Raw genomic sequence first — 24,780 nt, 5'->3', positions numbered from 1 at the left:
ATTTGACTTCAATCAATAGCTACACTTCGGTAGGAAATGATCGATGGCGGGTGGCGCCATTAATCGCCACCTACTCAACTTCTTCATCTCAACATCCCAGGAGACCCGCACTCCCTTTCACTGCGTAAGGGGTCTTCTGCGAGTAGGGGTCTATAATACTGGTTACCAAATTTTGCACGGGTAGATGTAAATTATACCATTATGTACTGTGGTATTACCTTGAGTAGTTAGTGGAGTTTTCCGAGGAGTTTTCCGAGAGCAGGCGATCGATCTTAAGTTTGGTTGATGCTGTGGCTTACACCGCTTCATTTTAACAAAATAAGTTCAGCTCCTACAGGCAAATGATCGGACTCGGTTGCCTCCAAAACCGAACTAGATTTAGCACCCCAATGATTTGAATACCAAATATAATCAATCCGGAAAATAGGATAATTTAATCTCCAATTCGACCTTTTTACCAAAAACTTAAGTTCCCAACCGTGAGGCCAGGTAAAACCAAACCCCCATCCCGATTTTCGGAAAGAATCTTGCATGACTTTCTGCACCCTGTCATAGTCTTGAGTTCTGTCTGTCATATTAAAATCGCCCGCGACAATTACTGGCAGAGTTTCTCGCTCAACTCGCTGCACTAAGTCTTGAATTTCCGGCGATCGTTTGTCATATTTGTAAACTGGAACTTTGAGAAAACGCCATTTTTTAGAGAGTTTCAACCACGGCCCGGTAGCTTGCATATTATAAATCACTACTTCTTGTTCGTTAAATTTAATAATGGCCCGCTGCTGCGTTTCTGGATGGCCGGCTAAGTGCAGTATTTCGCTGGATACAATTGGGTATTTACTGAGAATTCCTACAGGGGGAGTGCCAATTTGATAGGGGTAGTCTGCTTTTAACCAGGTGAAAGCTCTTTCGGTATGTTTCCTAACGATTTCTTGTAAAAATATAATATCTGGTTTTTGCTGGTTAATAAGTTTTAGTAAAGTAGGTGACTGAGTTTTATGCCAACTGAGGTTATGAGATAAAACTTTGATGCTATGCTGCGAATTTGTGATGTTTATTGGTTTGGGGCTAAAGTATTTAATGTGCAGCCAACTTATTAGGATAATGCAGGCGATCGCAGAAATAACAGTGAACCATCTTTTTTTGATAATTGACACTCCGATGATCGGAAGCAAGAAAATTGGGAATAAAATTAAGGGGCTAAAAGTGCTAATTAAGGCAATAATTCCTATTCTATCCCAAAAAAATAGTTTGAGAATGAAATAGCAGATAATAAATGCTGAGTAACTGTAAGCAAGAAATTTTGCAGATTTCTGTAAGCCTCTCTTGATTATATTTTTGGGGATGTGCTTCATTGGGAACCTATTAAAATAAAAACTTGCTTAAATCGAATTCTTCATTTGATCGATGTTGGTTGTCTCTTTCAGAAATCAACACCAACAAAAGGCGATCGGTATAATCCGCCGCACCCCGCAACTCTTCTCGCAAAATTTCCAGTCCGCCATTAGCATATTCTTCAAAAATTTGCAAGCGTTCTGCTTCCAATTTTTCGTCGAGATGGGAGAGAATTTGAGGATTTTTGGTTTCGGCGATCGCAATTAACTTAATCGCCATATCGTAGCCCCTCGATACAAAAATATCAACATCTATCGCCCCCGGTTCTCGTTTAGAAATTTCCCCCAAAGGCGATCGTTTTTTCCGCTGCTTTCCCAAGGATGCAGCGAAGGCGATGACATCAGCGTAAGTCTGAAATGGCGCGGAGTTGTTATCCGATAAAGTTAATGATTTGACTAACTCCGCTTTATCTTTAGCAATTCTAATTTTGTTAGCAGCCATTGGGATTAATATGTAATTTTTAACTGAGTAATTTGATAGAGTAACCGCAGATTAGAGGCAGATAAACACAGATTAACGCAGATAATTTTCAGAATGTCCGCAACAACATAATTTTTTGGGCAAAACCTCCTCTTGCTTCCCGCCGCTTCATTTGTTCGGCCAAAAGTCGATCGCCCGAAATGCCAAAACTCACCATCACCGCATCTATTACCTCATACAAATCCGCCAATTCTGCCACCAAATCTTCCTCATCAGCCTCTGCAGCTTCCCCCGCTTCTTCAATTAATTTATGCAGCAAAGCTTGACGGTATTCTGCGTCCGACAAAATTACAAACTCGCATTCATTCCCGCTTTGGCGAATAATTTCAGGAATGCGATCGCGCACCAACTTATGATACTCTTTTTCCACGTCAAACTCCCTTCAACCTTGACTAAAAGTTTGAATCAACCAGCGATTAATTTCCCCATCATCTTGCGTTTGACTCCGATTCAAAGCTTCTTCAACTAACGCTATTTCTAAGCCAGGTAAAACAAGTGAATTTTGAATTGTCCCACTCCCTACAGCAGTAATAGCTAATGCAAATACTGCATTTGTATTAGCTATTACTGCCCAATATTCTTGGACTTCCGAATGTTCGTAAATTAAACGCTTTACTCCCAAATCATCGGCACTAGAAGATGCTCCTATTTCCACTACTAAAGCTGGAGGTACAAACATATTCAAATTAATTGGCCTATTTGTGCGACGAGGCAATTCAAAATCTGCACCTATATAATAAGACAAATCAGGTTGAAATTCCCGAATACCTGTTTTGCGAAAACTGGCATTAATTAACTCCACTATTCGGATATTTCTAAAAGCAGTATAAAAATTGACAACTCTCGAAACTACTGAATTATGACGACTGTGCAATGCCCCTACTGGTGACATTTCTACCCTCATGTGTTCTTGATAGTAATAAAACTTGCCCTTTTCCCATGCTGAATCCTCAGCAAAATTCAGAAACTCTTCCCACGTCGCCTTCACCCAAATATCTGTTTCCAAAACCTGCGTAATTGCCGAATTAGAAGCCATAATCCACCTCTACAATTTCCGTATATTCAAATTCATTTGGACTGCGCCTAACTAAAGGATAGCGCGTCCCCCCCAGTTCGATCGCATCTTCTTCACAATCAGCTTTCGGAGAATTGTACACCAGGACGTATTCCCTGCCTGTGCAACTTTCCATCTCTTGAGCAACTTCTCCGCGCCACTGAGTTTTTGTCACCAAAACCACCAATTGATTCGCCAATTTCGGCAGCTTATTTGCAATTTGCTTGCGATAAATCTCGTCCAAACTCCCAAAGGGAGAATCCATCACAATTGGAAACGTACTGCTATCCGGGCCCATCAAAGTATTTTTTTGACTCCACTCCCGCACGCCCTCAATAATCCCGCCGATAAACGACAAGCTGAGAATTTGATTTTCTCCTGTAGAAGCGGCAACCAAAGAGTTTTGTCCCGACGTATTTTCTACTAGCGTGAGTTCGTATTTATCGCTCAACTTGGGGATATAAGGAGTAAAAGAAATGTGACTGAAAATATCTTGCACCCGCTTTTCCAACTGAGAACAAAACTGTTTTTCTAAGCGCGATCGCACTTCAGTTAGGCGATCGATCGCATCTTGAGCCGCAGCAATCCGGCGCTGGGCTAATACTTGCCTTTGCTCATTCAGTTGCTGCTTATCGATTTGCTTGTCTAGATTGGCGATCGACGCATTCAAACTCTCAATCTGCTGCTGGTTAGAGCCTGTTTCCCGGTGCAAATCGCCAATTTTTGCCTCAATTTCATCCAAGCGCTTTTGCAAGCGGCTGACATCACCTTCAGGAAAATTTCGCAGCTTGTTGTGAATATCGTCTAACTGCGTTTCCACCCGAGAAAGTTCGGTTCTGTCGCGACTGATATTGGCTTGCTGTCTGTCAATTTCTTCCCAAAAATCAGCCACTTGCCTATCAATTTCATTTACCCGATCGCTAATCCGAATAGTTGTTTCTTCCACATCGCCAACACCCGCCTTATCCATCCAACCCCTAACCTGTTGGTGAGATTCAGAACCCTCCACTAATTCCGCACCGCAGATACACCGCTGCTGAGCTAATAACTCTTCCAAAAACGGCCGCTGAATCCCCGAAAGCAACGAGCCACATTCTCGTAAACCCCCGACAATCACTTCAAATTCAGCCGCCGCATCAGACAGAAATACCGCGTAACCGCGCATAGATATTGAGCGTTTTAGAGCATCTGTAGCTTCTGAAATTTGTTGCTTAAATAAATGGCGCTGCTTTTCCAATTCGTCTCGCAAATTTTGCAATTCGGCGGCACCGCCCAGTAGCAGCAAATCACCGTTAACTGCTTTTCTTAACTCGCCTTGATGAATCAATTCTTGCTCAAGTTCTAATTTTTTTTGCAAAAATTGTTCTGCCTCTTTTTGAGATTTTTGCTTCTCTTTCAAAAGTTTTTTAATTTCGGAACTGCCAATCATTCTTAAATCTGTTTCTAGAGACTTTCTGGCATCTCCCAAATGTCTAATCGAGCGGTTTAGCACCTCTACTCCTAGCAATTCCTTAGTAGCTTCAGCAATTTCTGCTTTCTTATCGTGGCGGACTATTTGCTCGATTCGCTCTCCGTCAAAAAAGAAATATTGATGCAAACTTTCCGGCAAAATTCGTCCGATAATATCATCAGGATGCTGGGGCGGTAGCATCCAGCGACCGTCATCTTTAGCTACCTGCATAAACAATTCGCCTTTGCTATGTTCGACACTATTTTGACTTTTGTAAGCATGGCAACTGCGCCTTACTTGGTAGCGTTTGCTGTCGTGTTCAAAGACGATTTCCACCCAACAAGGTACTCGTTTGCCCGGTTTAGCTTCCGCAATAGCGCGTTTATTTACTGATTGTTCTTCCGTAAAACCCGCGCTCAGATTTCCGTAAAGTCCCCAAGTAAAGGCATTCATCAAAGCTGTTTTTCCAGCACCGTTATTGCCGTGAATCACTGTAATATTTTGCGCGCCCCAGGCTAGCTTAATTTCGGGTGTTTGGCCGAAAAACTGCCGGAAATTGCACAGACTAATTGAAATCAGCTTCATACAATTGCTTCCTTAATAACTTTCAAAATGTCATCGCTAATATAGCGGGGAGCCCTCATGTACAGTTTATCTTTTTCAATTTCTAATACCCGTTCGATAATTTGCCGGACTTCGGGCGGCGCGCTAGTAATTGGTTCCTGTACGTCGCTCAATTCCTGATGAGTTTGATAAGAAGAACGATTTTCTGCTAAAATACTTGTCGGTACGGCTGCGATCGCACTATCTTCATATCTAAATGCCATAATCAGATTTTCATTCAGATTTTCAGTCATATTCTTTTGACAAACATTAAAACTAGCAACTAAAACTACAATCAAATAATTCTCTATTCTCAAACATAAACCGAACCTTAATAAATGTCAAATGTCTAATAGCCCGTAACGCCTCTGAATTTGCAGCAATTTCACTCTCGCTTCCCCAGAATTGTCGGCTAAATCCGCAAATTCCAAGAACCGCTTTAACTCTTTTCGCAGCAAATTGCGCTCGACTTCTAACGTTTCCCGACCTAAATCTGGAGGCAAAACTATCATGTCAAATAAAGTTGCCCTTTCCTTCCCCGGATGCGGCCGCAAAATCCGTCCCCGGCGCTGAATAAACTGGCGCGGATTGCTGCTGCTTGCTAAAATTACAGCATTGCGAATGGCTGGAATATCAACGCCTTCATCCAAACAGCGAATCGCGACTAAACCTTGCAATTCTCCACTTTCAAATTGCTGACGCAATCGTTCTCTTTCTGCTAAAGGAGTTGCCGCCGTATAAGTGTTAACTCGGTAGCCTAATTCTGAACCCAATAACTTCGCGGTTTCTGCTAGTTGGCGGTTGTTATTTCGGCGGCCACCTCCTTCAATCGCACCGTCGCCGCAGTAAAATAAAGTATGGCTTGTGTCGAGACGGTGAATCATTAATTCTCGCAAAGCTATTAATTTATTAGCCGCTGCCCCAATTAACCGGGCCCGCTGCATTAATAAAGTTGTTAAAGCATCGTTTTCTTCTACTTTTTCATCACCCCAAAGCGCCCAGCCAATCTTTTGAGTTAAGCGGGAATACTTGCGGGTTTCGGCTTCGGTCAATTCTACTAAAATTGGATAGTATAAATAATGTACTAATGCTTTTTGGCGGATGGCGTCGGCTAAGGTAAGTTCCGGCTGCAAAACAGGGCCAAAATAATCTAAAATAGCTTCGGTTCCTTGTTCGTCGAAATGCCTTTCTGGGGTGGCGGAAAGGGCGAGTCGCAGTCCAATATTGCGCGGCAAACTTTCTCCTAAACGGGGCGCGCCTAAGTTGTGAACTTCGTCTCCAATAATCAGGGTTTTTTCTGGGAAATAGCGCAGTTGCGATCGCAAACTATCTCCCATTAAGGTAGCATTGGTAGTGATGATTGTGAGAAATGCTCGCTCGCCCGTTAGCGAAGCCCTCGAAGAGGATCGCACTTCATACAAACCCGCAGCCAGCTTATTTTGCCAACTGCGGGCGCTATCAAAAGCCAAAATAGGTTTTAAACCAAATTTCTCGGATTCGCGCGCCCACTGATTCACCAGGTGGCAGTAAGGGCAAATTACGAGCAGGACTTGCAGGTTAATTTTATTGTATAATTCAGTGGCGATCGCCAGTGCAGTAATCGTCTTGCCGCTACCCGTCGCCATCTTCAGCGTACCGCGTCCCTGATTCGCAAACCAATTAGCAACCGCCACTCGCTGATAGTGTCGCAATTGCAGCGATGGCGGCATATTCGGAAACCCAAATTGCGAATTATTAGCCGTTGAGCGATTCACCTTTAAATGTCGTTAGATGCAAAATTACCCTGACTCAACTGTAACTCATTTCTAATTAAAACTTAACAACTCAAACAAATTTGTCGCCGACAATTGCAAATCCGACAGCACATCCAGTACAGGTAAAATATCTTCATTCTCTTTAATCTCAGGTTCCTGCTGCGGTTTAAAAACAATTACCAATTCTTCTTCCGGGTCAATCAGCCAACCTAATTTAGTATGATTCTTGAGGCAAAACAGAATCTTATTAATTACGCGAGTTGAACTTTGCTCCGGCGATAAAATCTCAATTGTCCAATCCGGCGCAATTTCAAACCTATTTTCAATCTTTCCCTGAGAATTCAGAGGAATGCGCGGCCACTCGAACACTGCTATGTCTGGAACAATAGAACGTCCCCCAAAAGTGCAGCGCAATTCTGGAAACGCATAAGCTAATTTCTGCGGCTTGCCAACTCGATTAATAACAGATGGAAACTCGAATTGTAACGTACTGTGTTTTCCTTGTGGCATATCTTTTTGATAAATTTCACCGTCAACATACTCGCTAGCAGGCTTAGTCTCTGGCAATAGCAGAAACTCTTCCAGAGAAATCTTTGACGGAGACTGAATTGACGTTACCATAAGCCATTAACCCCTCAACAACTCAACTGGGCCATTAAAAATCTGCATCGCCGTCTGTTTCCCAATCCGCACAACTCTCCGATTCCACACCAGTAGGGTGCATCGCACAAACCAACAAATTTCCACCGTAAACTTGACCGTGATAATTGCGACAACCGCGACAAGCTGGCTGCTGCGTCGGCGAAGGGTCTACATAAGTCACCATCGACAAATCTATCTCATCAAACTCCGGGTCGAAGTCGCGGCAAATTTCAATTATCGGTTCGATAAATTCATTAAATAAACCATCAAATTCATTGAAATAACCGTCAATGTCGTTAATCAGATTATTTTGTACTTGTTCTGTAAACTCTTCCGACATTTTTGCCAAAACGTCCAGCATTTCGACAAACTCTTCGCCCATTTCGCTGAAAAACTGCTCTACTTCAGAAACAGCATTTTCCATTACTCCAAAAAAATCTTTAGACCAATCTTCCATGAATTTGACAGTTGGCTATTACAAAATATTTTACAGACAGGTGCAGCCAGCCTCATGCGAAGCGATCGCACCTACTTTCAATTCTATTACCTATTGCCTGATATCCGTCCACATCTGACAGGGCAGATATTCAAAAAGGGAACTCAAGATTATTATCCTGAGTTCCCCTCATGCTTTGCTGAGCGAGCTTTTTCCTGCTTAATCCCGCTTCAGCCGCCGCAATTCCTCTTGTAAATTCTGCACCTGTTCGCGGAGCTTGTCTACGCCGCCTGTCTCTTTAGCATCTTTTGCCGAGACATCTTCTTCCTCAGAAACAATTTCAATCCGCCGAGGTTCAGCGGGTTTTTCGTTCCCAGCCGAGGCTACGGGGGGCTGCTGCTGAGCCTGTTGCACCATGTCATCAACAAAGCGGCGAGCTTCTTCCGTGGACATCTCGCCCCGCTTCACCAATTCGTCTGCCAGCTTTTGGGCTTCAGTGCGTAATTCAGTTAACTTGCTGCCAGCTTTTTCACCCGCATAGGAAGCGAGCCCGACACCAAGGTAAACTGCTTTTTGTAAAATATCTCCGAAACCAGGCATAGGAGCTACACCTCATAAAACTGGGTGAACCGGAGACCACGCCTATTACAAGCATCCCGTGTTGCTGCTACCTTCCGGTCCTGACAAGATTTGGGCGTTGGAATCGCGTGGGTCCAGTTCATATATGAGTATAACACAGTTATTTATTCTTCAACCACACACCAGTGATAAATTTCATAAATAACGCAACCGTTCTTCACCAGCGGGTCTTCAGCGACGATCGCCTTCGCCTCATCCATCGAACTCGCCTCAAACATCAACATACCGCCGCCCCGCCGCGCCCAGTAGCCAGTTTTCGCTCGGTGTCCTTTAGAAATCAACTCTCGAACATAAGCTCTGTGAGCTGGCACGTATTGGTCAAAAACAGGCTTTTCGACAATTCCTTGCTCAATTTTGACAAACCAAGGCATTTTTATTTGGGATTTTAGATTTTATATTTTAGATTGGGAATGGGCGATCGGCAACGGGATCTAGGGCAAATGCTCTATATTCCATTTTCCACCATCCTTTCTTAACTGCGATGTTATCCTATGAACCAGTCAAAACAGCGATTTTTTATTGCCCTAGTGCCGCCTCCCGATATTGAACAGCACATTACTGAGATTCAACAGTATTTTGCGGAACATTATAACAGCCTCGGAGCTTTGAATTCGCCGCCGCACATCACGCTACAACCTCCTTTTCACTCGTTAGCGAAGGATGTTCCCAAATTAGAGGAAAGTTTGAACCAGTTTTCTGCAAATCGGCTGCCAATTCCCGTTACTCTACCCGGTTTTGCTGCTTTCGCGCCCCGCGTCATTTACGCTGATGTTGTCAAATCACCCGAATTGCTGGAAATTCACAAAGATTTGATGAGTTATATGGAGGCAAGTTTGGGAATTGTCGATCGAGTTTCTCAAACTCGCCCATTTGTACCGCACATGACAGTAGCGTTTCGCGATTTAACTAAAGAGAATTTTCAAACGGCTTGGTTAGAATTTGCAGGGCGATCGCTCCACTTTGAGTTTACCGCTTCGGCATTAACTTTACTGCTTCACGACGGCAGCCGTTGGAACATCAGCAACCAATTCCCGCTTTCCGCCTAAACTCTCTCCTTTCTCTTTCTTCGCGTTCTTCGCGTCTTCGCGGTTCGTTTTCCCAAAAAAATCTTATTAGCAAATCCTGATAAATATCATTCCCTCACTACAAACCTGTTGAAAATTAAAGCCAGTCACAACTTACCGAAAGCATCAAGGATATAAGCCCCGGATTCATCCGTGGTGGAGAAATAAAAAACCTGTGTCCGATAAACTTGCCTCCCAATTTATCCGTGGGATCAATGCTTCAATGCTTCAATTCTAAAATCTAAAATCTAAAATCTAAAATCGATTGACCGATCGCTCTTATTCGGAGTTGCAAGTGCCACAGTTCCATAAACCGAAATTCCCGATTGTTCCAAAATTTTAATAGCCGACTTAACAGTAGTACCGCTAGTGTAAATATCATCAACTAACAGCACTCGATCGCGCGGGAGGCGACGACGAAAATCTTTCCCCAAACTTAAAGCATTTTTCATTTCCGCTTGGCGCTGCTGTGGCGTCAGAGCGAATAAAGCCTGAGTATTTTTCACCCGATCCAAACCGTGCCGCTGCAAAGGCAAACCAGTCACCTCGCAAAAACTTTCAGCCAAAAGTTCTGCTTGGTTAAAACCGCGGTCCTTGAGCTTTTCTTTGTGCAGGGGAATCGGTACAACTGTTAGATTGTCTATAGCTAACTCGGGAAAACTCAGCCAAGCTTCTGCTAGCCAGCGGCCGAGAGGTTTCGCTAATTGCGGATTGCCGTCATATTTCAAAGCTGCGATCGCCCGTTTGAGAGCCCCGCCATACTCACCCCACACAAAAACACGCTGCTGTGAATGCCAAAATCGACCGGGATCGCTTAACTGACATCGCTGAAGTTGCTTGTGACAGTAGGGACAAAACTCTCCGGCGGCCGGTCGCTGACAAAGAGGACAGTTAGACTTAAGAAATAGATTGAGAAAAGATTTGACTAATCCCGTCCATTGTCGCTTGTTCATCCTAAAATTGTCGTAAGTGATTAATGGGAAAAACTTTCAACTTCAATCAGTTTCCACCGACAGGCTCGCAGCGTGAAAAACCTCTACTGGTTAGACAAAATTCAACCTTCAGACAGAGATGCAGTGGGAGAAAAAGCATTTTACTTGAGCTGTTTGCTCCAGAAAAATCATCCTGTTGTACCTGGTTTTGTCGTACCGGCTACCACATTCTGGCAGTTTTTAGAGTCGATCGAGTGCCTAGAACCGCTGTTTGCTGACTGGCCACACTCTTCACTGCACTTGAATGTCGATGAACCCAGACAACTGCAATCGATCGCCCGCAGCATCCGCCACCAAATCCTCGCCGGCAAACTGCCAGATTCACTGCTCTCCACCCTAGAGTCTGCTGTTTCTCAACTCAACTCCAAGTCAAACTTAAACTCCACAGCTTTAATTTTTCGCCCTTCCCTGACTTCCTGGAACCCGAAAACAGTGGGCATTCTGGCATCTCAGGCAGTACGGGCAGAACCCGAAGCCATTGGGGACGGACTCAAACGAGCTTGGGCAGAAATGTTCAGAGCCCGAAGTCTATTTTACTGGCAGCGGTGCGGCCTGCGGGTACAGCAAATCAATCCCGCAGTTTTGGTGCAGCCACTTCAAGAAGCCATCGCCGCGGGCGAGGTGAAAACAAAGGCGGGTGCACAGTGGGAAATCCAAGCCATCAGCGGTTTGGGATTGTCCCTCGCTAAGGGAGAAACCATCCCCGATTACTATCAAGTGCAGCCGGAAACAAGCGCGGTTAAATTCCAGCGGATCGGTTACAAAACATTAGCCTACAATCTCAAAGTCGGCGATGGTGAACCGAAAAAAAAACTCCTGCTGGGCAAGTTTGCTGCTTTCCCAATTCCCGATTCTCCCTTTATAATTCCTGATTTTGCTGACTGTTGCGTGCAAGTTTTAGCGCTGGGAGAGGAAGCACAAACAGAATACGTTTTAGAGGAATCGCAACTGCAAGAAATCATTGAATTGAGTAAAAAAGCGATCGCCGAATTTGACTCAGATTTAATTTTGGAGTGGACGCTAAACCAGACAGCAAACAGCGGCGAACCGCAGTTTTATTTCACTCAAGTTCGTCTGGTGAAAGGGGAAAAAGTCGCGCCACTAGAGGAAACTTCGATCGCCCTCCGGCAGCCCAACTCGATCGCCCCAGCCCGAACTCCTGCCATACTTAGAGGTGTGGGAGCAGCATCAGGAAAAGCCGAAGCAATTGCCCAAGTTATGACTAATTCCCACCCAGAAAACGCGGAATTCTTAGCGGGAGGCATTTTGGTAGCTCGGACAATCGATCCGAATTGGCTGCCTTGGCTGAAGGTTGCTGCTGGGGTGGTTGCCGAACAAGGAGGTATGACAGGCCACGGCGCCATTTTAGCAAGAGAATTGGGGATTCCCGCCGTTGTGGGAGTGACCGGGGCCACGCGGGCGATCGCATCGGGCGATTCGGTTTTGGTAGACGGCGATAGCGGAGAAGTTTTTGCCCTCGCCCAACACGATGCGATCGACAGAGGAGACAGCAGCCGACTTCGGGACACAGCAAAAAAGGCAAATATATACAGTACAGCAGCAAAAATGTCAATAGCCAAGCACCAATCTTCTACCTCCGAGCGATCGTCCAATTCCGGGCCTAAATCTCGACAATCTGAGTCTACTCAATATGTTTGGGGCCCACCAACGGCGACTCAACTGCTAGTTAATGTCAGCCAAACAAGTTCGATTGACCGCCTCAAAAATCTGCCAATAGATGGCATCGGATTGCTGCGATCGGAATTAATGGCATTAGAAGCTTTGGACTGTCAAAACCCCAAAGTTTGGCTACAAGACGGCCGCCAATCGGAATTTGTCGATCGCATGGCCGATTGCCTGAGCTTATTTGCTGCTGCCGTTTCGCCGCGACCAATATTTTATCGCTCTCTCGATTTACGGGAGTCAGGCGCCCACGGCAGTTTCAGTTATACCTTTGAACCGGAATTATTTGATTGGGAACTCTGCGTACTTCAAAAAGTCTGCGAGTCAGGCCATACCAATGTTAATTTAATTTTGCCTTTCGTGCGCTCGGTTGACGAGTTTATCTACTGCCGCCAGCGCTTAGAAACAATTTGGAAAAACCGTTCAGCCGAATTTCAACTGTGGATTATGGCGGAAGTTCCTTCAGTGTTATTTTTATTGCCAGATTACGTAACAGCAGGAGTTCAAGGAATTTCCATCGGCACCAACGATTTAACCCAATTTCTGTTAGGCAGTCACCGCAACTCCGACCAGGTAGCAGGTGCTTTCAACGGGCGCGATCGAGCAGTGATGAGGGCGATCGAACAATTAATCAAACAGGCCCGGGCCGCCGGCATTCCTTGCTCAATCTGCGGCGACGCTCCCGCATTGTATCCCGACACAGTTGAATCCTTCGTGCGGTGGGGAATTTCGTCTATTTCGGTCAATGTCGATGCTGTAGAACAAACTAGCAGGGCGATCGTCCGCGCCGAACAGCGCCTGCTGCTAGAAGCCGCTCGATCGATAATTAACAATTAACCACTCCCGGACGCACTTGACCTCAGAAATCCCGTTTCTACTCTAAATCATAGTTTTGGCAAGCAGTCACCCGCTCAGAAATCGGATTTCTAGACAACCCGTGCGTCCAGGAATATTAACAACTACAGAAGCCCCGTTTCTGAGTAGATATAGCAACCGCGCCCGACGGTTAGGAAATCCTTAATTTCTCAAACCCTGGCTTTTATTGCTTTTACTGCTTCTTCCCTCTTCCCTCTTCCTTCCACTAACATCGGATTTTAAAGCTAGAATAGAAATATAACCAATTCTTGACCACGAATTTCAAAGGTGGTACCCGCCACGTGATTTATCCGTGGAATCAATCCCAAATCGAAAATCGAACATCCTCAAGCCCCCGCATTTATCTCGCGCAAGTCAATCCAAAATCTAAAATCTAAAATCTAAAATCTAAAATCGAATGACCCGGAGGTAAAAACCGTGAAATCAAAAATTATTGCAACCGCAGCAATACTTGCCGCCCTAGCCTTTCTGCATCCTCACCCAGCATTAGCTCAACCTGCAACTGACGGTGGCAAAAAACCAGGATTCTGGCAACCTCAAGCGCAGGTTGACAATACTCGCAACATTACCCTCAGACTGTTAAATGAAACGGGATTGAACCTAGAATACGGTGAATCAGGTGGCAGCTTGTCATCCTTGCCAGTCGGAGCCAGCAGAAACATCAGTGTTCGCATCAGCAATCGTATCGGCGACATTGCCAATATTCCGATTAATGCCACCGGAGGAACCACAACTTTGAAATACGACTATAACGTTGACTCGCAGACAAACATTTTGACGATTCGCATCACCAGATCAGACGGCAGCACTCGGCAAGACAGATCAGTTTATATTGATGAAAAAGGGCGAGTTTACTCTTTCTAAGATTAACGCTCATCAACCCGGTTTCTCGTGATAAATCTTGGTTTGATCGGCGATGTATCGGAAGCATCCCGGTTTGGTAAAAAGCGTTTTTTTAGGAGTGCGATCATCCTGCAAAGCTTTGCCTATATATCTGGCTTGGAACACCCTGCAAAGCTTTGCCTATATATAGCCTTTCGAGCTCTCATATGAGGTACTCATGGCCTCCGTGGCCTCCGTGGCCTCCGTGGGCATACCTCACCACGCTTGAGAACCGCTATATATCTCGCTTAGATATCTCACAGCGAACACTCCGATGTAAAAGTGCGTAAATTATGTTTCAAAAAGTATGAATCAAGTGCAGCCCCTTTCCATCGCAGGCATTTACGAAGTGTGTATTGGCGTAGCCGATGCGATTCCACAACTGCAATATTGGGAGCAATTTGGATATCGGATCGGTAAAATAGGAGAATTCTCGGCATCCGAAGCTGGCGAATTATATGGAGTTAGTTCAAAAGTGCGATCGATTCGACTCTATCACCAAGATGCGGATCACGGATTAATTCGCTTGATGATTTGGGAAAAACCTACAAACGATGGTTTGCAAATGTCGTCAATGAAGGTGAAAGGCAACCGTTGGGCAACTACTTTAACTGCTGATTTGTTGAATATCCTCAACCATGCCGAAGATGCTGAATCTGCCAATTTGTCGGTCAAATATACATCCCCGCACTGGGAGATTATTTACAACAAAGAGCGAAAACCGCGTCCTTTTGTCGAGGCGGCTGTCGGAGTGCGTGAGATGATGCTTTTGCAGCCTTTGAGTCGGCAAGTTTTTTTTCAAAGATTCAATTATGCTTTGCCTAATTACGGGAAAATTAATCCAAATGCTTTTTTTAAAACCAGTCAAATTACCCACATGGGAATGGTAATTCAAGATGACAGCAAAGAAACGCTGCTATTTTATGAAGAAGTTCTGGGGTTGATTCGGGCGCGCGACGATGTAGAAACTACCTTTGAGTCTTCCCTCGCCGGAAGGGAGATTTTTGAGCTTCAGTCTGGGGAAGGATTTGTGGTGACAGCTTTTGATGACCCCCGATCGTCGAAAACAGATTTTCAGGTCGCGCGATCGGGTAGACTGTATATTCTGAGGTTTCCGAGTTCGATCGCACTAAGCGATCGATTTGATCGCGCCAATCCCGGATGTTTGGGAATGTCGCTGTACACATATCGAGTGTCTAGTATTGCAGAATATTTTGAGCGAGTCAAAGCCAGCAATGCACAAAAAATTACAGAAATAGTCGCTAATGAATTTGGGGAACAAAGTTTTTCCTTCATTGCACCTGACGGATATTTTTGGACATTGATAGAATCAGGTTTGTAGTGAAGAATGCAAGTCTTACAGCACTTTGCGTGACTAAGAGGTACAGTAACAGCAGTGAGCAAAATAATTTGCGATTTGCTTAGTTGAACATAATTTCACTCCCAATTCCAATAGTTTTTCCACAATCTGTACACTTCGAGGTACAAATCTCCTGAGCCATGCCCTTAATTCCCACCATAAATGTTCGATCGGGTTAAAATCTGGTGAGTAAGGTGATAAATACACTATTCTTGCTCCCACTGCTTCAATCATTTCTTCTACCCCCTCTACTTTGTGCGCCTTCAAATTATCCATGACTAATACCGCTCCTTTCCATAATTTTGGAACCAGTTGTTCTTGCACAAATTTTTTGAACTCCTCTCCGTTTATCGATTTTTCTATGGTCTTCATGGCGATGACTTTCTTATTGCTTATTGCTCCCACCACTGTTACCCTACTTCCTCTATAAAATGGCTTGATATCGTAGCTTCTTTCTCCCTTTTTACTTCTAGCTCTAAGTCTCATTATCCCCAGCAATACGCCCATTTCGTCCAAAAATATCAGATTTTCTGGTTCGACATCTCGGATTTTTTCCCAATATTCTACTCGCTTCTTTTGATTAATTTCTTTATGGGCTTGACTACTCCGTAGTGTTTTTTTTTTCAAAGTGAGTTGCTGCTTTTGTAAGAATCGGCACATGGCACTCTCGCTCAACCATACTCCTGTTTTTTCGTGCCAATACTCACAATATTCTGCAAGTGTGTAATCTGGATACTGGGCTACCATCTCTTCAATCTGTTGTTCGTGACCAAAGAGTTGGCTCGGTTTACCACCATGAGCCTGACTAGGGAGTAGTCTTCCTGTCTCTTTTTTTCGCTTTAGTAGTGCCTGTACCGTACTTTTACTCACTTGAAATCTTTCTGCTACTTTCCGAATAGAGGTGTTACCTGCTTCTCCTTGTGTCAATAATCTTTTGACGTATATCTAGGGAGTAGGGTTTCATTTTTCTCTTTCTTACCACCTCTAATATTGTACCTAATCGTTAAGCAAAGTGCTGTAATAAAAATCACAAGACTTGCATTCTTCACTACAAATTAATTTGACTGATATCAGTTCCGGTTACACTCCTTATGATATAGAGGAGACTGCACGTGCCGCTTCCCTACGCCCGATTAATTGTAGGGGCCCGGCAGTACCGTGTCCTGGCTGTAAGTAATATTAATTCCGATGCTACCGGATTTGATATGATGCGGTAATGTCCTGGTGCGCGCACCCTACATTGACAGTTCGCGATCGCACTCCGACTGCTCGAAACCGGGGAAAGATGGATGAAAAGACGCGTTAGGGCCTGCAGATTCAGTAAACAACCCGGTTTCGCATGGGCCGCCATGCGATAGCGAACTGATTGAGGGCATTCATCTATTATGAGCTTATGCTTCCGGTGCTGGCAGAGGGAATCTTTCTCCCGCGAGATAAGCATCAAAGTTCTGTTGAAAATAAATCCAAGAAGTCATATCTTCCACATCTAATTGCGATTTCGGCGCATCTTTATACAAAGGAATGCGAGTTTTGATTTCATCTTGCAGCAATTGAGGTAATTCTGTCCAACTATTGACTTTGGAACCCGTGGCACTGTAAATCATGTTACCGGGTCGATTTCCCATTTTCATCCATGCCAGCCACGGCCCGATTCTATCCCAACTCAGAATTACTTGAGAAACTGAGACAAGTTCGGGATTTAATAATTCTGCTGTGGGCACTGTCAGCTTAAATAATTCCGTTGCTTGATAGATGGGATTTGGACTGTAATCAACAAATCTGGCATCCTCAGCTAAAGGATTAGGATAGTTGGGAAATAAGTCAAAGACAAAAGTCGTAATTTCAGGCTCTACTTTAGCCGGGAAAATTCCTTTAAAATTCCCTTGGACGGGGTTGTTAGCAACGTGAGCAACCGTTAGGGTTTCTCCTGTCCAAGGGTTCTCCCATTTGTGGAGAATTTTTCCGCTGTTGGGGTCTAGATAGTAAGTTAGTTCTCGCGAGGTGAATTTCCAGCCGCCCTCGCCGTCAGCAATACACCTGCTTGCACTCATGCCAAGTATTTTGAACAAGCGCTTTTTCGGTTCGTTGGGAACAAAAGAGTAAATATAACCGTTCCATGTGAGAAATGTTGCTTCACCGTCTAGGGAACTGCGCGTTTTCACCCATTCTTTGGCATCAAATTCTTGTAATAAAAGCATACCGCAGGCTCCTGTAAATAATCGATGTTTTTGTGCAGCGGATTTGACATTGCATCCCCAAAATCAACTGCTGCTTGCAATTCGGCGCTACTGGCGTACTGGTGCATCAGGTGGGTTTCGAGAGGATGTCAACCGCCGCCTCGCGGACTAATATCCGTCGTTTCTCTTGATACCTGCGCCTCGATTTCCCTCTTCTTTCGGTTTAGCTTTGTTCACTCGCAAGGGGCGCCCCATCCACTCTGCACCGTCTAATTCGGCAATTGCAGCGTCTTCTTGGGCATCCTCCATCATCTCAACAAATGCAAAACCGCGCATCCGACCGGTTTCCCTGTCGGTAGGCAAGACAACTCGCTTGACTGTGCCGTATTCTGCAAATACTGCTTTGAGGTCTTCTTCGGTGGCGCGGTAAGACAGATTTCCAATGTAGATAGTCATGTCGATCGAACTGAACTTGTTGTGCTATACATAATAACCTTTTAATTTAACTGTCAAGTGCTATCTAGCATACAACTGGGCGATCGACTCTGACTAAAAGGATTTGTCGCACTCACCAACCCTTGGTACTGGCTGCAATAGTTAGTTTAATCAAAACTCATATCCTCACTCGCCCTGCGGATGAGTGAGGATATGAGTTTTGGGGCGACGAGAAATCCCACCCCTGAACAATACTTGATTTTAATCAGATCACTGATGGGCGGGCGAGGAATCACCAAGCATCTTCGGAAACAAAGCGACTAGCAAGGTATAGCATTCCTAAATCATTTGTGAATTTCTTACTCCCTCAGAGCAGCTAAGGGGAGGGTTTGGGTGAGGTAACAAAATTACGGCTCCTGCAAGGATTGCTATATAAGGGTTCATGAAGTTCTAATATAAGTTAATTTAAAAAGAAAATGATACAATTACATTTGATACTTTTATGATGCGGCAACCTACCAAAACCAGGGAAAAATACTTTATTAGTGATGGAAAATAGTCATATAAATAGAGAAAACAAGTAAAGAAACTAATCAAAAAAGGGGCGAAAGTAATATTATTTTCGCCCCCTTCGCGCCATTGATCACAAACCTGAGAATTTATGGTAAAAACTTAAATATATTTTCAGTTTTATCAACATAACAAATTATCAATAATTAGGAAAGGCGATCGACTTGGGATTCCGTCAAGTTTCTCATCACAATATTTGGAACTGGTTTACACACTCCTGTTATTGTACTTCATCTATCTGAGAAAGGTTATACGGGAATCGAAAGTGTCTGTACAGACTTTCTAGCGGGGACTGAGCAATTCAATCTACCCCAGTGTGGAAATCCCGTAAGGGAAAAACGCGAAAAGCCAAACTGTGAAGTTTGGAAACCCACGCCATAACTGTAATCAGTTTGGCGTTGGGAGGATGTTACTGCTTTTCCTTAGTCGATCGAGATTGACTGAGGCCCCGTGCTTTTACCGTTGGTGGGTTCGGCTGGGGGAGTAGTGTAGGAAGTTGAACCAGCTTGCTCGTCGATCCAGCTTTTAACGGGATCTTCGTGAAGGTTGAGTCGAAGCAGGCCAGATAAAAATCCGCCCGCGAAGGCGATCGGCTGTTCGATCAATTCTTTCGCCATTGGGATGAGTTCGTCGATGAACATTCAAGAGTCTCCTTGTGTTGCAGGGGTTCTACCTTAACTGTATCGTTTGTACTGCGATGCTGGCAGCGGCCTACAAAAAACCTTCCAGCCCTGAAGATGGGCGATCCTCTTCGAGGGCTTCGCTAACGGGCAATTTTTCGGCTCATGACTTACAATGCTAATCACATTGCTGCAAAAATTTTATGTGCCGTTTGCTTGGCTACCTCGGGGAGCCGATTTTACTCGATGCTATTCTGTACAAGCCGGAACATTCCCTAATTGTGCAGAGTTACCAGCCCCGCGAAATGACTTCTGGCCTACTCAATGCTGACGGTTTTGGTATTGGTTGGTATCACCCGCACTTAGATACTGACCCGTTTACTTATAAAAATGTACAGCCAATTTGGAGTGACATTAACCTTCCAAGTATCAGTCGATACGTTGAATCTGGATGCGCGATCGGATATGTTCGCAGTGCAACTTCAGGACAATCTGTAGATTTGAGCAACTGTCAGCCGTTTCAGAACGATCGCCTGCTGTTCGTACACAACGGCTTCGTGAAGAATTTTCGGCAAACTCTTTACAGACCAATTCGCGATCGCCTCAGCGATACGCTTTATCAATCAATTAACGGCACTACAGATTCAGAGCATATCTTCGGCTTGTTTGTCAATGAATTGACAGCCGGAAATCTGACTCTAGAAGCTGCTTTACAAAACACGCTGAAAACTTTGGCAGAGCTAGCAAACTTTCACCAAGTAGAATTTTCAGCTAATATAATTATCAGCGACGGACACCAGCTCGTTGCCTCTCGCTTTGCTTCCCAAAAAACCCCTCCTTCCCTCTATTGGCTGCGAGATGATTTAAATTTCCCGGATTCTGTCATCATTGCTTCTGAACCTTTATTTGCTGGCAATTGGCACGAGTGTCCAGTCCAGAGCATTATCAGTACCGGAGTAGACCGTGATATCGAAATCTATCCTATCTTGTAGAGAGGCAATTTATCGAGATTTGCAGCAGTGTCGCAGCGGCACTTTCAAGCTATTTGCAGACATCGACTACGATACTTTCTGCCGCCAAGCTCATCCTGATTTCAGTCCGGTTGGCTGGCATTTAGGTCATATTGCTTATACTGAGGATTTGTGGCTGTTGCAGCGGTGTGCGGGGTTAAAGCCAGTCTTTCCTCAGTATCACCAACTGTTTGCTGCTGATATTTTGCCGAAAAAACAACGGGTTTTTTTGCCCGCGTTACCTGAAGTTGAATTATATCTGGACGCGGTGAGAAAAAAGGTGTTAGATTATTTGGAAGTAGCGCCGATCGAGGAGCAAGAACGTCTCTGGCGGTTTATTATTCAGCACGAAAGCCAGCACTGCGAAACTGTTGCTTTCGTGTTGCAAATGCACAACAAGAAGGAAGAAGGAAGAGGGAAGAAGGAAGAAGGAAGAGGGAATGAGGAAGGAAGATTAATTTCCAATTACCGATTACCAATTGCAGATTACAAATTACCAATTACCGATTCCCCGGCGATTGAAATTCCGGGCGGGGAATTTTATATGGGAAGCGATGCTGCTGAGGCTTTGGATAACGAGCGATCGCGCCACCTGTGTTATTTAGAAGCATACTCGATCGATCGCTATCCCGTCACTTGCCGTCAATACCGAGATTTCATGGAATCCGGTGGCTATCAAAACCCTGATTGGTGGTCAGCGGACGGCTGGAAATGGCTGCAAGGCGAAGCCGTCTCTCGACCGCTTTACTGGTCAGAAAATCCAGCTTTCAACAACCATCCAGTCTGCGGCGTGAGTTGGTACGAAGCCGAAGCTTACTGCAACTTTATCGGCAAGCGTTTGCCATCGGAAGCCGAATGGGAAAAAGCTGCAACTTGGGATGCCACAAATCAAAAATATCGCATCTATCCTTGGGGAGAAGAACCGCCAAACGGCAGCCTGTGCAATCACGGTAATAATATTGCCAATACCTCGCCAGTGGATGCCTTTCCCAAAGGAGCAAGTGCGGTGGGTTGCTGCGATATGTTAGGCAATGTTTGGGAGTGGACTGCTTCAACTTTTGACGCCTATCCGGGATTTGAAAGTTATCCTTACAGGGGATATTCTCAAGTTTATTTTGATGGAGAACACCGGGTTTTGAAAGGCGGGAGTTGGGCAACTTTTCCGCAGGCTCTGCGATCAAGTTTTCGGAATTGGTATTATCCGGGCGTGCGGCAAATTATTGCTGGTTTTCGGTGCGCTAAGTAGTTCGCTAGGTAATTGTAACTACCCTCAACTTTGTTCATAGTCAGGAATTTATTCATCGGAAAAGTCCGATGAATAAATTCTTTAATAATTGCATTATAAAGCTTATTTGACGAACATCAAATAAATGGCTGGAGAGGGAATTGGGGACAAAATTTGTTTGTGAAATGCCCAACTTTTTTCCATGTAACAAGCTCAAACAAAACAAGTTTGGTTAAGTATTCAATAATTTTTGTGGATAAATTTTAAGTTTTAATTGTGGAAGCGAGATCCATCGGGTGAGACAATACAGAACGGAGAGTGGCCTGAAAAATCTGACTTGAGCGCGATATTTGGCAACGCGACTGCGTGCTATACCGATATGTGCATCTAAAAATTACTTTATGAAATCCCCAAGACTGTCCGACACGACAAACTCAGCCTCAACGAAAGAAAACCGGCTGCACTTAGAGCGACTGGTGAGCTCTGCGGCACTGACACCCGCAGAAATCAATGCTGGCAGCGATGTAGTTAGCGGGTTGACTCAAACCCCCAAATCCCTGCCTCCAAAGTATTTCTACGACGATCGCGGCTCGAACCTGTTTGAGTTGATTTGTCAGTTGCCGGAATACTACTTGACGCGCACTGAAACGGCTATTTTGCAGGGGTGCGCGGGGGCGATCGCCAATTTAACTGGCCCCTGCGAAATCGTCGAACTCGGCAGCGGCAGTTCCACCAAAACTCGGATTCTCCTTGATGCTTACAGTCAACTGGAATATCCCCTGCACTATTTGCCGATCGACATCAGTCCTACTATCCTAGAAAGCAGCGCTTGTCAACTGTTGGCCGATTATCCGTCGCTCCAGATTCACGGACTTGTCAGCACATACGAATTAGCCTTAGCTAAAATTGCACCGTCGCCCTTGCCAACCCGAATGATTTGTTTTCTCGGCAGTACCCTCGGCAATCTCAATGCTCAAGAATGCGATTTGTTCTTCTCGCAAATTGTCGGTGCATTGCAGCCGGGAGAGTATTTTTTGCTGGGAATTGACTTGGACAAATCTAAGGATATTTTAGAGCCTGCCTACGATGACAGTCAAGGAGTAACAGCAGCATTTAACTTGAATATGCTGCGACATTTAAATCGAAAATATGAGGGAAATTTTGATTTAGCACAGTTCGAGCATTGGGCTTTTTACAATCAAGAGGAATGTCAAATAGAAATGCACTTGAAAAGTAAAAAAGCGCAAACAGTGCAGTTGCGTTCTCTCAATTTAACGGTTGAATTTGCAGCGGGAGAAACTATCCGCAGCGAAATATCGCGCAAGTTTAATCTCAATACTGTAAAAAAAGAACTTTCGCAGCGTGGTTTAATTCCAGTGCAGGTTTGGACAGATCCAAATCAGTGGTTTGGCTTGATGCTTTGTCAGATGTCAGTTGACAGTTGACAGTTGACAGTTGACAGTTGACAGTTGACAGTTGACAGTTGACAGTTGGCAGTTGGCAGTTGGCAATTGCCAATTGTTATTTGTTATTTGTTTTGAATATCTCCCAATAATCAGTAACTACTGACTACTGACTGCTGACTACTGACTACTGACTACTGACTACTGACTAATTAACAAATCGGCCGCTGTCCGGGTTTGACGGCGTGAATGTACTCGCTGCCCGATGTCGGCCATCCCCGCTTATAATAAGCTTCCTCCGGCTTCCCCCAGCCCAACTGCAACAAAATTTCTAGAAAATCCAACTTTTCCCACTTCGAGAGGCTGGCCCATTCTGTGCGCTGGGCTATAGCCTCTACATCAACCGACTCGATCGCTCGAAAATCCTTTCCGCTGTTAACACTTAAATACAAGTCCATCCCGGCAGTTACCTGCTGCCAGAATTCCAACATAGCAATCTTAGCTGCCTTCAACGTAATCAAATCAACCGGTAGAGCTATTAATTCGTCATCCACTGCCGGATAGCGTAGAGTATTGCCTTTAACCGCAATTTCCCGCCAGACAATCCCAGAAACTTGATGTTCCCGCTGGTATTCGTGTACGGCTGCCTTAAAATTTTGATAAGCGGTGAACTTCTGTACGCCCTCAGATTTGAGAAAGCGGTCAATCACGGGGTTGCCTGTAGCAGGAGTTTCGGTCAAGTTGAGGCGCCGCCCATACAAGCAGGCTTGGCGCTCTTCTTCGAGGATTTTAATGAGTTCCGCCGTGCTGTAGACCTTGGACATCTTTATTCAGGCAAAATCAAGATATTGGCTGATATTCGGCTGGTTTTCTCGACTAATCTTCGGTAAAGATAGTTTTGCTGTTCTAGGCAATATTCAGTTTTGCCGTTATTCTAGCTTTTCTTGCTGCTTAATTCTAGTTTGATAGTTTACAGGCGTCGAGCCGCGAAATCTCGACAGCCTCTTAAAAAAAGCAGTTAAGAGGAAGAGGGTACTGAATCACGAACTAGAGTGGGAACTGGATCGCGAACGTATCTCGCCGGATTTTTCGCCAAAAACAAAGCCCCCTCCTTGGAGGGGGCAAAACTGATTTAGAGGTTTGGGAGTTTTATTGGATGGGTCGATCAAACAACCCGAAAAAAAGGCAGCATTCGCACCTGCCGTCAACTACCAAAACTCAAATTTTCAGTCTCAAAGCTTAGTAGCGTCGAGCAGAGCGATCTTTGTCGCCCCAGCCGCCGCCGCCACCCGGGCGTTTGTTGTCTTCGCGAGGTTTGGCTTTGTTGACTTTCAAGTCACGGCCCATCCACTCAGCGCCGTCTAAAGCTGCGATGGCTGCTGCTTCTTCTGCCTCGCTTGCCATTTCCACAAAAGCAAAACCCCGCATCCTGCCTGTTTCCCGGTCCATTGGCACTTGGACGCGGCTTACAGTACCGTACTCGGCAAATACTTCGTTGAGGTCATCTGATGTTACCTCATATGAAAGATTACCCACGTAAATCGACATAAAATCTCCAGAATCATTAGGGTGCAGAGACTTAGATTCGGAGAGACGCTTGTAAATAAACACCAACAAACTACGCAACCGAATTTAATTCTTGGAAAACCACTATAACATGAAGCCAGCAGAATCAGCAATTGGCTGTCATAATTTTCAATGTAGGGTGCCGAGCGGGCAATCGGCAACAGAAAGTATTCTTGATAAATGACATCTTACACTCTTGGCATCCTCCGCTTGGTTTCTTGCTGCGCGATCGACCTGATATCTGAGATTTTGCGTCGCTGTTACCAGGTTGATTGGGTCTGATTGAGACCAGTGCCTGAGATTCACTTATAACTAACATCACCCACTGTTATCCCTGGACAAGCCTCCTGCCCGTTCCACCAGAGATAAATGTTTTTAGCCCAGGATTAACCCTCTTTTGTCACTCTACGCAGAGGAAAAGTGTAAATAAGGGATATTGAGGTTTTGAAAAATTGAAGGAGTTAAAT

25 protein-coding genes and 1 other RNA gene are annotated in these 24,780 nt (G+C 44.8%); 7 read left to right on the top strand and 19 right to left on the bottom strand.

What is annotated here, in order from left to right:
- Positions 1–305: 305 nt before the first annotated feature.
- The 12 genes from QUA03_RS15155 to QUA03_RS15100 all read right to left on the bottom strand — a co-directional run bounded on the left by QUA03_RS15155 (position 306) and on the right by QUA03_RS15100 (position 8,821).
- Positions 306–1,154: an endonuclease/exonuclease/phosphatase family protein gene (locus tag QUA03_RS15155; protein WP_333213108.1), complete on the bottom strand. Its 849-nt coding sequence runs from the start codon at positions 1,152–1,154 to the stop codon at positions 306–308.
- 208 nt (positions 1,155–1,362) lie between these two features.
- The gene (locus QUA03_RS15150) at positions 1,363–1,833 is read right to left on the bottom strand and encodes a DNA phosphorothioation-associated protein 4 (RefSeq protein ID WP_333082402.1); all 471 of its coding nucleotides are present in this window, start codon (positions 1,831–1,833) and stop codon (positions 1,363–1,365) included.
- Positions 1,834–1,921: 88 nt separating this feature from the next.
- Entirely contained in the window at positions 1,922–2,242 is a 321-nt protein-coding gene (locus tag QUA03_RS15145) for a nucleoside triphosphate pyrophosphohydrolase (protein ID WP_333213107.1), read from the bottom strand.
- Positions 2,243–2,254: 12 nt separating this feature from the next.
- Positions 2,255–2,908, bottom strand: a complete 654-nt coding sequence (locus tag QUA03_RS15140) for a Uma2 family endonuclease (RefSeq protein WP_333213106.1) — start codon at positions 2,906–2,908, stop codon at positions 2,255–2,257.
- Positions 2,898–4,961 carry an AAA family ATPase gene (locus QUA03_RS15135; protein WP_333213105.1) on the bottom strand — a complete coding sequence of 688 codons (2,064 nt, stop codon included), beginning with the start codon at positions 4,959–4,961 and terminating at the stop codon, positions 2,898–2,900. Before QUA03_RS15135 ends, QUA03_RS15140 begins: the two co-directional genes overlap by 11 nt.
- On the bottom strand, positions 4,958–5,233 hold the full coding sequence (locus QUA03_RS15130) for a hypothetical protein (protein WP_333213104.1): 276 nt from the start codon (positions 5,231–5,233) through the stop codon (positions 4,958–4,960). The genes QUA03_RS15135 and QUA03_RS15130 overlap by 4 nt, the downstream gene beginning before the upstream one ends.
- Before the next feature lie 87 nt (positions 5,234–5,320).
- Positions 5,321–6,688, bottom strand: coding sequence for a DNA phosphorothioation system restriction enzyme (locus QUA03_RS15125; protein WP_333213127.1), 1,368 nt, complete (start codon positions 6,686–6,688; stop codon positions 5,321–5,323).
- A 96-nt stretch (positions 6,689–6,784) separates the two neighbouring features.
- Positions 6,785–7,354 (bottom strand): Uma2 family endonuclease, encoded by a 570-nt coding sequence (locus tag QUA03_RS15120; RefSeq protein WP_333213103.1) that lies wholly within the window; start codon positions 7,352–7,354, stop codon positions 6,785–6,787.
- 34 nt (positions 7,355–7,388) lie between these two features.
- On the bottom strand, positions 7,389–7,832 hold the full coding sequence (locus tag QUA03_RS15115) for a hypothetical protein (RefSeq protein ID WP_333213102.1): 444 nt from the start codon (positions 7,830–7,832) through the stop codon (positions 7,389–7,391).
- A 198-nt stretch (positions 7,833–8,030) separates the two neighbouring features.
- Positions 8,031–8,411, bottom strand: coding sequence for a phasin-related domain-containing protein (locus QUA03_RS15110; RefSeq protein ID WP_333056143.1), 381 nt, complete (start codon positions 8,409–8,411; stop codon positions 8,031–8,033).
- A gap of 23 nt (positions 8,412–8,434) precedes the next feature.
- Positions 8,435–8,531, bottom strand: an RNA gene (gene ffs / locus QUA03_RS15105) — signal recognition particle sRNA small type.
- Between the two features lie 23 nt (positions 8,532–8,554).
- Positions 8,555–8,821 (bottom strand): YciI family protein, encoded by a 267-nt coding sequence (locus QUA03_RS15100; RefSeq protein ID WP_333213101.1) that lies wholly within the window; start codon positions 8,819–8,821, stop codon positions 8,555–8,557.
- A gap of 120 nt (positions 8,822–8,941) precedes the next feature.
- Here QUA03_RS15100 and QUA03_RS15095 point away from each other — a divergent pair, with 120 nt between their 5' ends.
- Positions 8,942–9,496: a 2'-5' RNA ligase family protein gene (locus tag QUA03_RS15095; protein WP_333213100.1), complete on the top strand. Its 555-nt coding sequence runs from the start codon at positions 8,942–8,944 to the stop codon at positions 9,494–9,496.
- Positions 9,497–9,762: 266 nt separating this feature from the next.
- Here QUA03_RS15095 and QUA03_RS15090 read toward each other — a convergent pair whose 3' ends face one another.
- Positions 9,763–10,467, bottom strand: coding sequence for a ComF family protein (locus tag QUA03_RS15090; RefSeq protein WP_333213099.1), 705 nt, complete (start codon positions 10,465–10,467; stop codon positions 9,763–9,765).
- Between the two features lie 72 nt (positions 10,468–10,539).
- Here QUA03_RS15090 and QUA03_RS15085 point away from each other — a divergent pair, with 72 nt between their 5' ends.
- The 3 genes from QUA03_RS15085 to QUA03_RS15075 all read left to right on the top strand — a co-directional run bounded on the left by QUA03_RS15085 (position 10,540) and on the right by QUA03_RS15075 (position 15,289).
- Positions 10,540–13,026 (top strand): putative PEP-binding protein, encoded by a 2,487-nt coding sequence (locus QUA03_RS15085; protein WP_333213098.1) that lies wholly within the window; start codon positions 10,540–10,542, stop codon positions 13,024–13,026.
- Positions 13,027–13,482: 456 nt separating this feature from the next.
- Positions 13,483–13,929, top strand: coding sequence for a hypothetical protein (locus tag QUA03_RS15080; RefSeq protein ID WP_333213097.1), 447 nt, complete (start codon positions 13,483–13,485; stop codon positions 13,927–13,929).
- Positions 13,930–14,254: 325 nt separating this feature from the next.
- Positions 14,255–15,289, top strand: coding sequence for a VOC family protein (locus tag QUA03_RS15075; protein ID WP_333213096.1), 1,035 nt, complete (start codon positions 14,255–14,257; stop codon positions 15,287–15,289).
- Between the two features lie 33 nt (positions 15,290–15,322).
- Here the strand turns inward: QUA03_RS15075 and QUA03_RS15070 are convergent, their stop codons facing one another.
- The 4 genes from QUA03_RS15070 to QUA03_RS15055 all read right to left on the bottom strand — a co-directional run bounded on the left by QUA03_RS15070 (position 15,323) and on the right by QUA03_RS15055 (position 19,130).
- Entirely contained in the window at positions 15,323–16,234 is a 912-nt protein-coding gene (locus QUA03_RS15070; protein ID WP_333213095.1) for an IS630 family transposase, read from the bottom strand.
- A gap of 464 nt (positions 16,235–16,698) precedes the next feature.
- Entirely contained in the window at positions 16,699–17,505 is an 807-nt protein-coding gene (locus QUA03_RS15065; protein ID WP_333213094.1) for a DUF1838 domain-containing protein, read from the bottom strand.
- Between the two features lie 147 nt (positions 17,506–17,652).
- The gene (locus tag QUA03_RS15060; RefSeq protein WP_015179076.1) at positions 17,653–17,940 is read right to left on the bottom strand and encodes an RNA recognition motif domain-containing protein; all 288 of its coding nucleotides are present in this window, start codon (positions 17,938–17,940) and stop codon (positions 17,653–17,655) included.
- 971 nt (positions 17,941–18,911) lie between these two features.
- Positions 18,912–19,130 (bottom strand): hypothetical protein, encoded by a 219-nt coding sequence (locus QUA03_RS15055; RefSeq protein WP_333040721.1) that lies wholly within the window; start codon positions 19,128–19,130, stop codon positions 18,912–18,914.
- A 182-nt stretch (positions 19,131–19,312) separates the two neighbouring features.
- Between QUA03_RS15055 and egtC the strand changes: the two genes are divergently transcribed.
- From egtC to egtD, 3 genes are all read left to right on the top strand, one after another.
- The gene (gene egtC / locus QUA03_RS15050) at positions 19,313–20,101 is read left to right on the top strand and encodes an ergothioneine biosynthesis protein EgtC (protein WP_333213093.1); all 789 of its coding nucleotides are present in this window, start codon (positions 19,313–19,315) and stop codon (positions 20,099–20,101) included.
- Entirely contained in the window at positions 20,073–21,365 is a 1,293-nt protein-coding gene (locus QUA03_RS15045; protein WP_333213092.1) for an ergothioneine biosynthesis protein EgtB, read from the top strand. Before egtC ends, QUA03_RS15045 begins: the two co-directional genes overlap by 29 nt.
- Before the next feature lie 380 nt (positions 21,366–21,745).
- Positions 21,746–22,789 (top strand): L-histidine N(alpha)-methyltransferase, encoded by a 1,044-nt coding sequence (gene egtD / locus QUA03_RS15040; RefSeq protein WP_333213091.1) that lies wholly within the window; start codon positions 21,746–21,748, stop codon positions 22,787–22,789.
- A gap of 170 nt (positions 22,790–22,959) precedes the next feature.
- On the opposite strand, the gene QUA03_RS15035 is transcribed toward egtD, so the two are convergent.
- Both QUA03_RS15035 and QUA03_RS15030 read right to left on the bottom strand, forming a co-directional pair.
- Positions 22,960–23,571: a hypothetical protein gene (locus tag QUA03_RS15035; protein WP_333213090.1), complete on the bottom strand. Its 612-nt coding sequence runs from the start codon at positions 23,569–23,571 to the stop codon at positions 22,960–22,962.
- 415 nt (positions 23,572–23,986) lie between these two features.
- Positions 23,987–24,295 (bottom strand): RNA-binding protein, encoded by a 309-nt coding sequence (locus QUA03_RS15030; protein WP_333213089.1) that lies wholly within the window; start codon positions 24,293–24,295, stop codon positions 23,987–23,989.
- Positions 24,296–24,780: the final 485 nt, after the last annotated feature.

Origin of the sequence: Microcoleus sp. S36b_A4 (assembly GCF_036700645.1) — a bacterium.
Taxonomy (GTDB): Bacteria; Cyanobacteriota; Cyanobacteriia; order Cyanobacteriales; family Microcoleaceae; genus Microcoleus.
Note: the sequence above shows the minus strand (reverse complement) of the source record. Positions and strands in the feature narration are given on the sequence as shown.

Excerpts from the sequence above, each read along its gene's own strand:
- QUA03_RS15150 (WP_333082402.1), bottom strand. The coding sequence starts at position 1,833 with ATGGCTGCTAACAAAATTAGAATTGCTAAAGATAAAGCGGAGTTAGTC.
- QUA03_RS15140 (WP_333213106.1), bottom strand. The coding sequence starts at position 2,908 with ATGGCTTCTAATTCGGCAATTACGCAGGTTTTGGAAACAGATATTTGG.
- QUA03_RS15135 (WP_333213105.1), bottom strand. The coding sequence starts at position 4,961 with ATGAAGCTGATTTCAATTAGTCTGTGCAATTTCCGGCAGTTTTTCGGC.
- QUA03_RS15130 (WP_333213104.1), bottom strand. The coding sequence starts at position 5,233 with ATGACTGAAAATCTGAATGAAAATCTGATTATGGCATTTAGATATGAA.
- QUA03_RS15125 (WP_333213127.1), bottom strand. The coding sequence starts at position 6,688 with ATGCCGCCATCGCTGCAATTGCGACACTATCAGCGAGTGGCGGTTGCT.
- QUA03_RS15120 (WP_333213103.1), bottom strand. The coding sequence starts at position 7,354 with ATGGTAACGTCAATTCAGTCTCCGTCAAAGATTTCTCTGGAAGAGTTT.
- QUA03_RS15115 (WP_333213102.1), bottom strand. The coding sequence starts at position 7,832 with ATGGAAGATTGGTCTAAAGATTTTTTTGGAGTAATGGAAAATGCTGTT.
- QUA03_RS15110 (WP_333056143.1), bottom strand. The coding sequence starts at position 8,411 with ATGCCTGGTTTCGGAGATATTTTACAAAAAGCAGTTTACCTTGGTGTC.
- QUA03_RS15100 (WP_333213101.1), bottom strand. The coding sequence starts at position 8,821 with ATGCCTTGGTTTGTCAAAATTGAGCAAGGAATTGTCGAAAAGCCTGTT.
- QUA03_RS15095 (WP_333213100.1), top strand. The coding sequence starts at position 8,942 with ATGAACCAGTCAAAACAGCGATTTTTTATTGCCCTAGTGCCGCCTCCC.
- QUA03_RS15090 (WP_333213099.1), bottom strand. The coding sequence starts at position 10,467 with ATGAACAAGCGACAATGGACGGGATTAGTCAAATCTTTTCTCAATCTA.
- QUA03_RS15075 (WP_333213096.1), top strand. The coding sequence starts at position 14,255 with ATGAATCAAGTGCAGCCCCTTTCCATCGCAGGCATTTACGAAGTGTGT.
- QUA03_RS15065 (WP_333213094.1), bottom strand. The coding sequence starts at position 17,505 with ATGCTTTTATTACAAGAATTTGATGCCAAAGAATGGGTGAAAACGCGC.
- QUA03_RS15060 (WP_015179076.1), bottom strand. The coding sequence starts at position 17,940 with ATGACTATCTACATTGGAAATCTGTCTTACCGCGCCACCGAAGAAGAC.
- QUA03_RS15055 (WP_333040721.1), bottom strand. The coding sequence starts at position 19,130 with ATGTTCATCGACGAACTCATCCCAATGGCGAAAGAATTGATCGAACAG.
- egtC (WP_333213093.1), top strand. The coding sequence starts at position 19,313 with ATGTGCCGTTTGCTTGGCTACCTCGGGGAGCCGATTTTACTCGATGCT.
- egtD (WP_333213091.1), top strand. The coding sequence starts at position 21,746 with ATGAAATCCCCAAGACTGTCCGACACGACAAACTCAGCCTCAACGAAA.
- QUA03_RS15035 (WP_333213090.1), bottom strand. The coding sequence starts at position 23,571 with ATGTCCAAGGTCTACAGCACGGCGGAACTCATTAAAATCCTCGAAGAA.
- QUA03_RS15030 (WP_333213089.1), bottom strand. The coding sequence starts at position 24,295 with ATGTCGATTTACGTGGGTAATCTTTCATATGAGGTAACATCAGATGAC.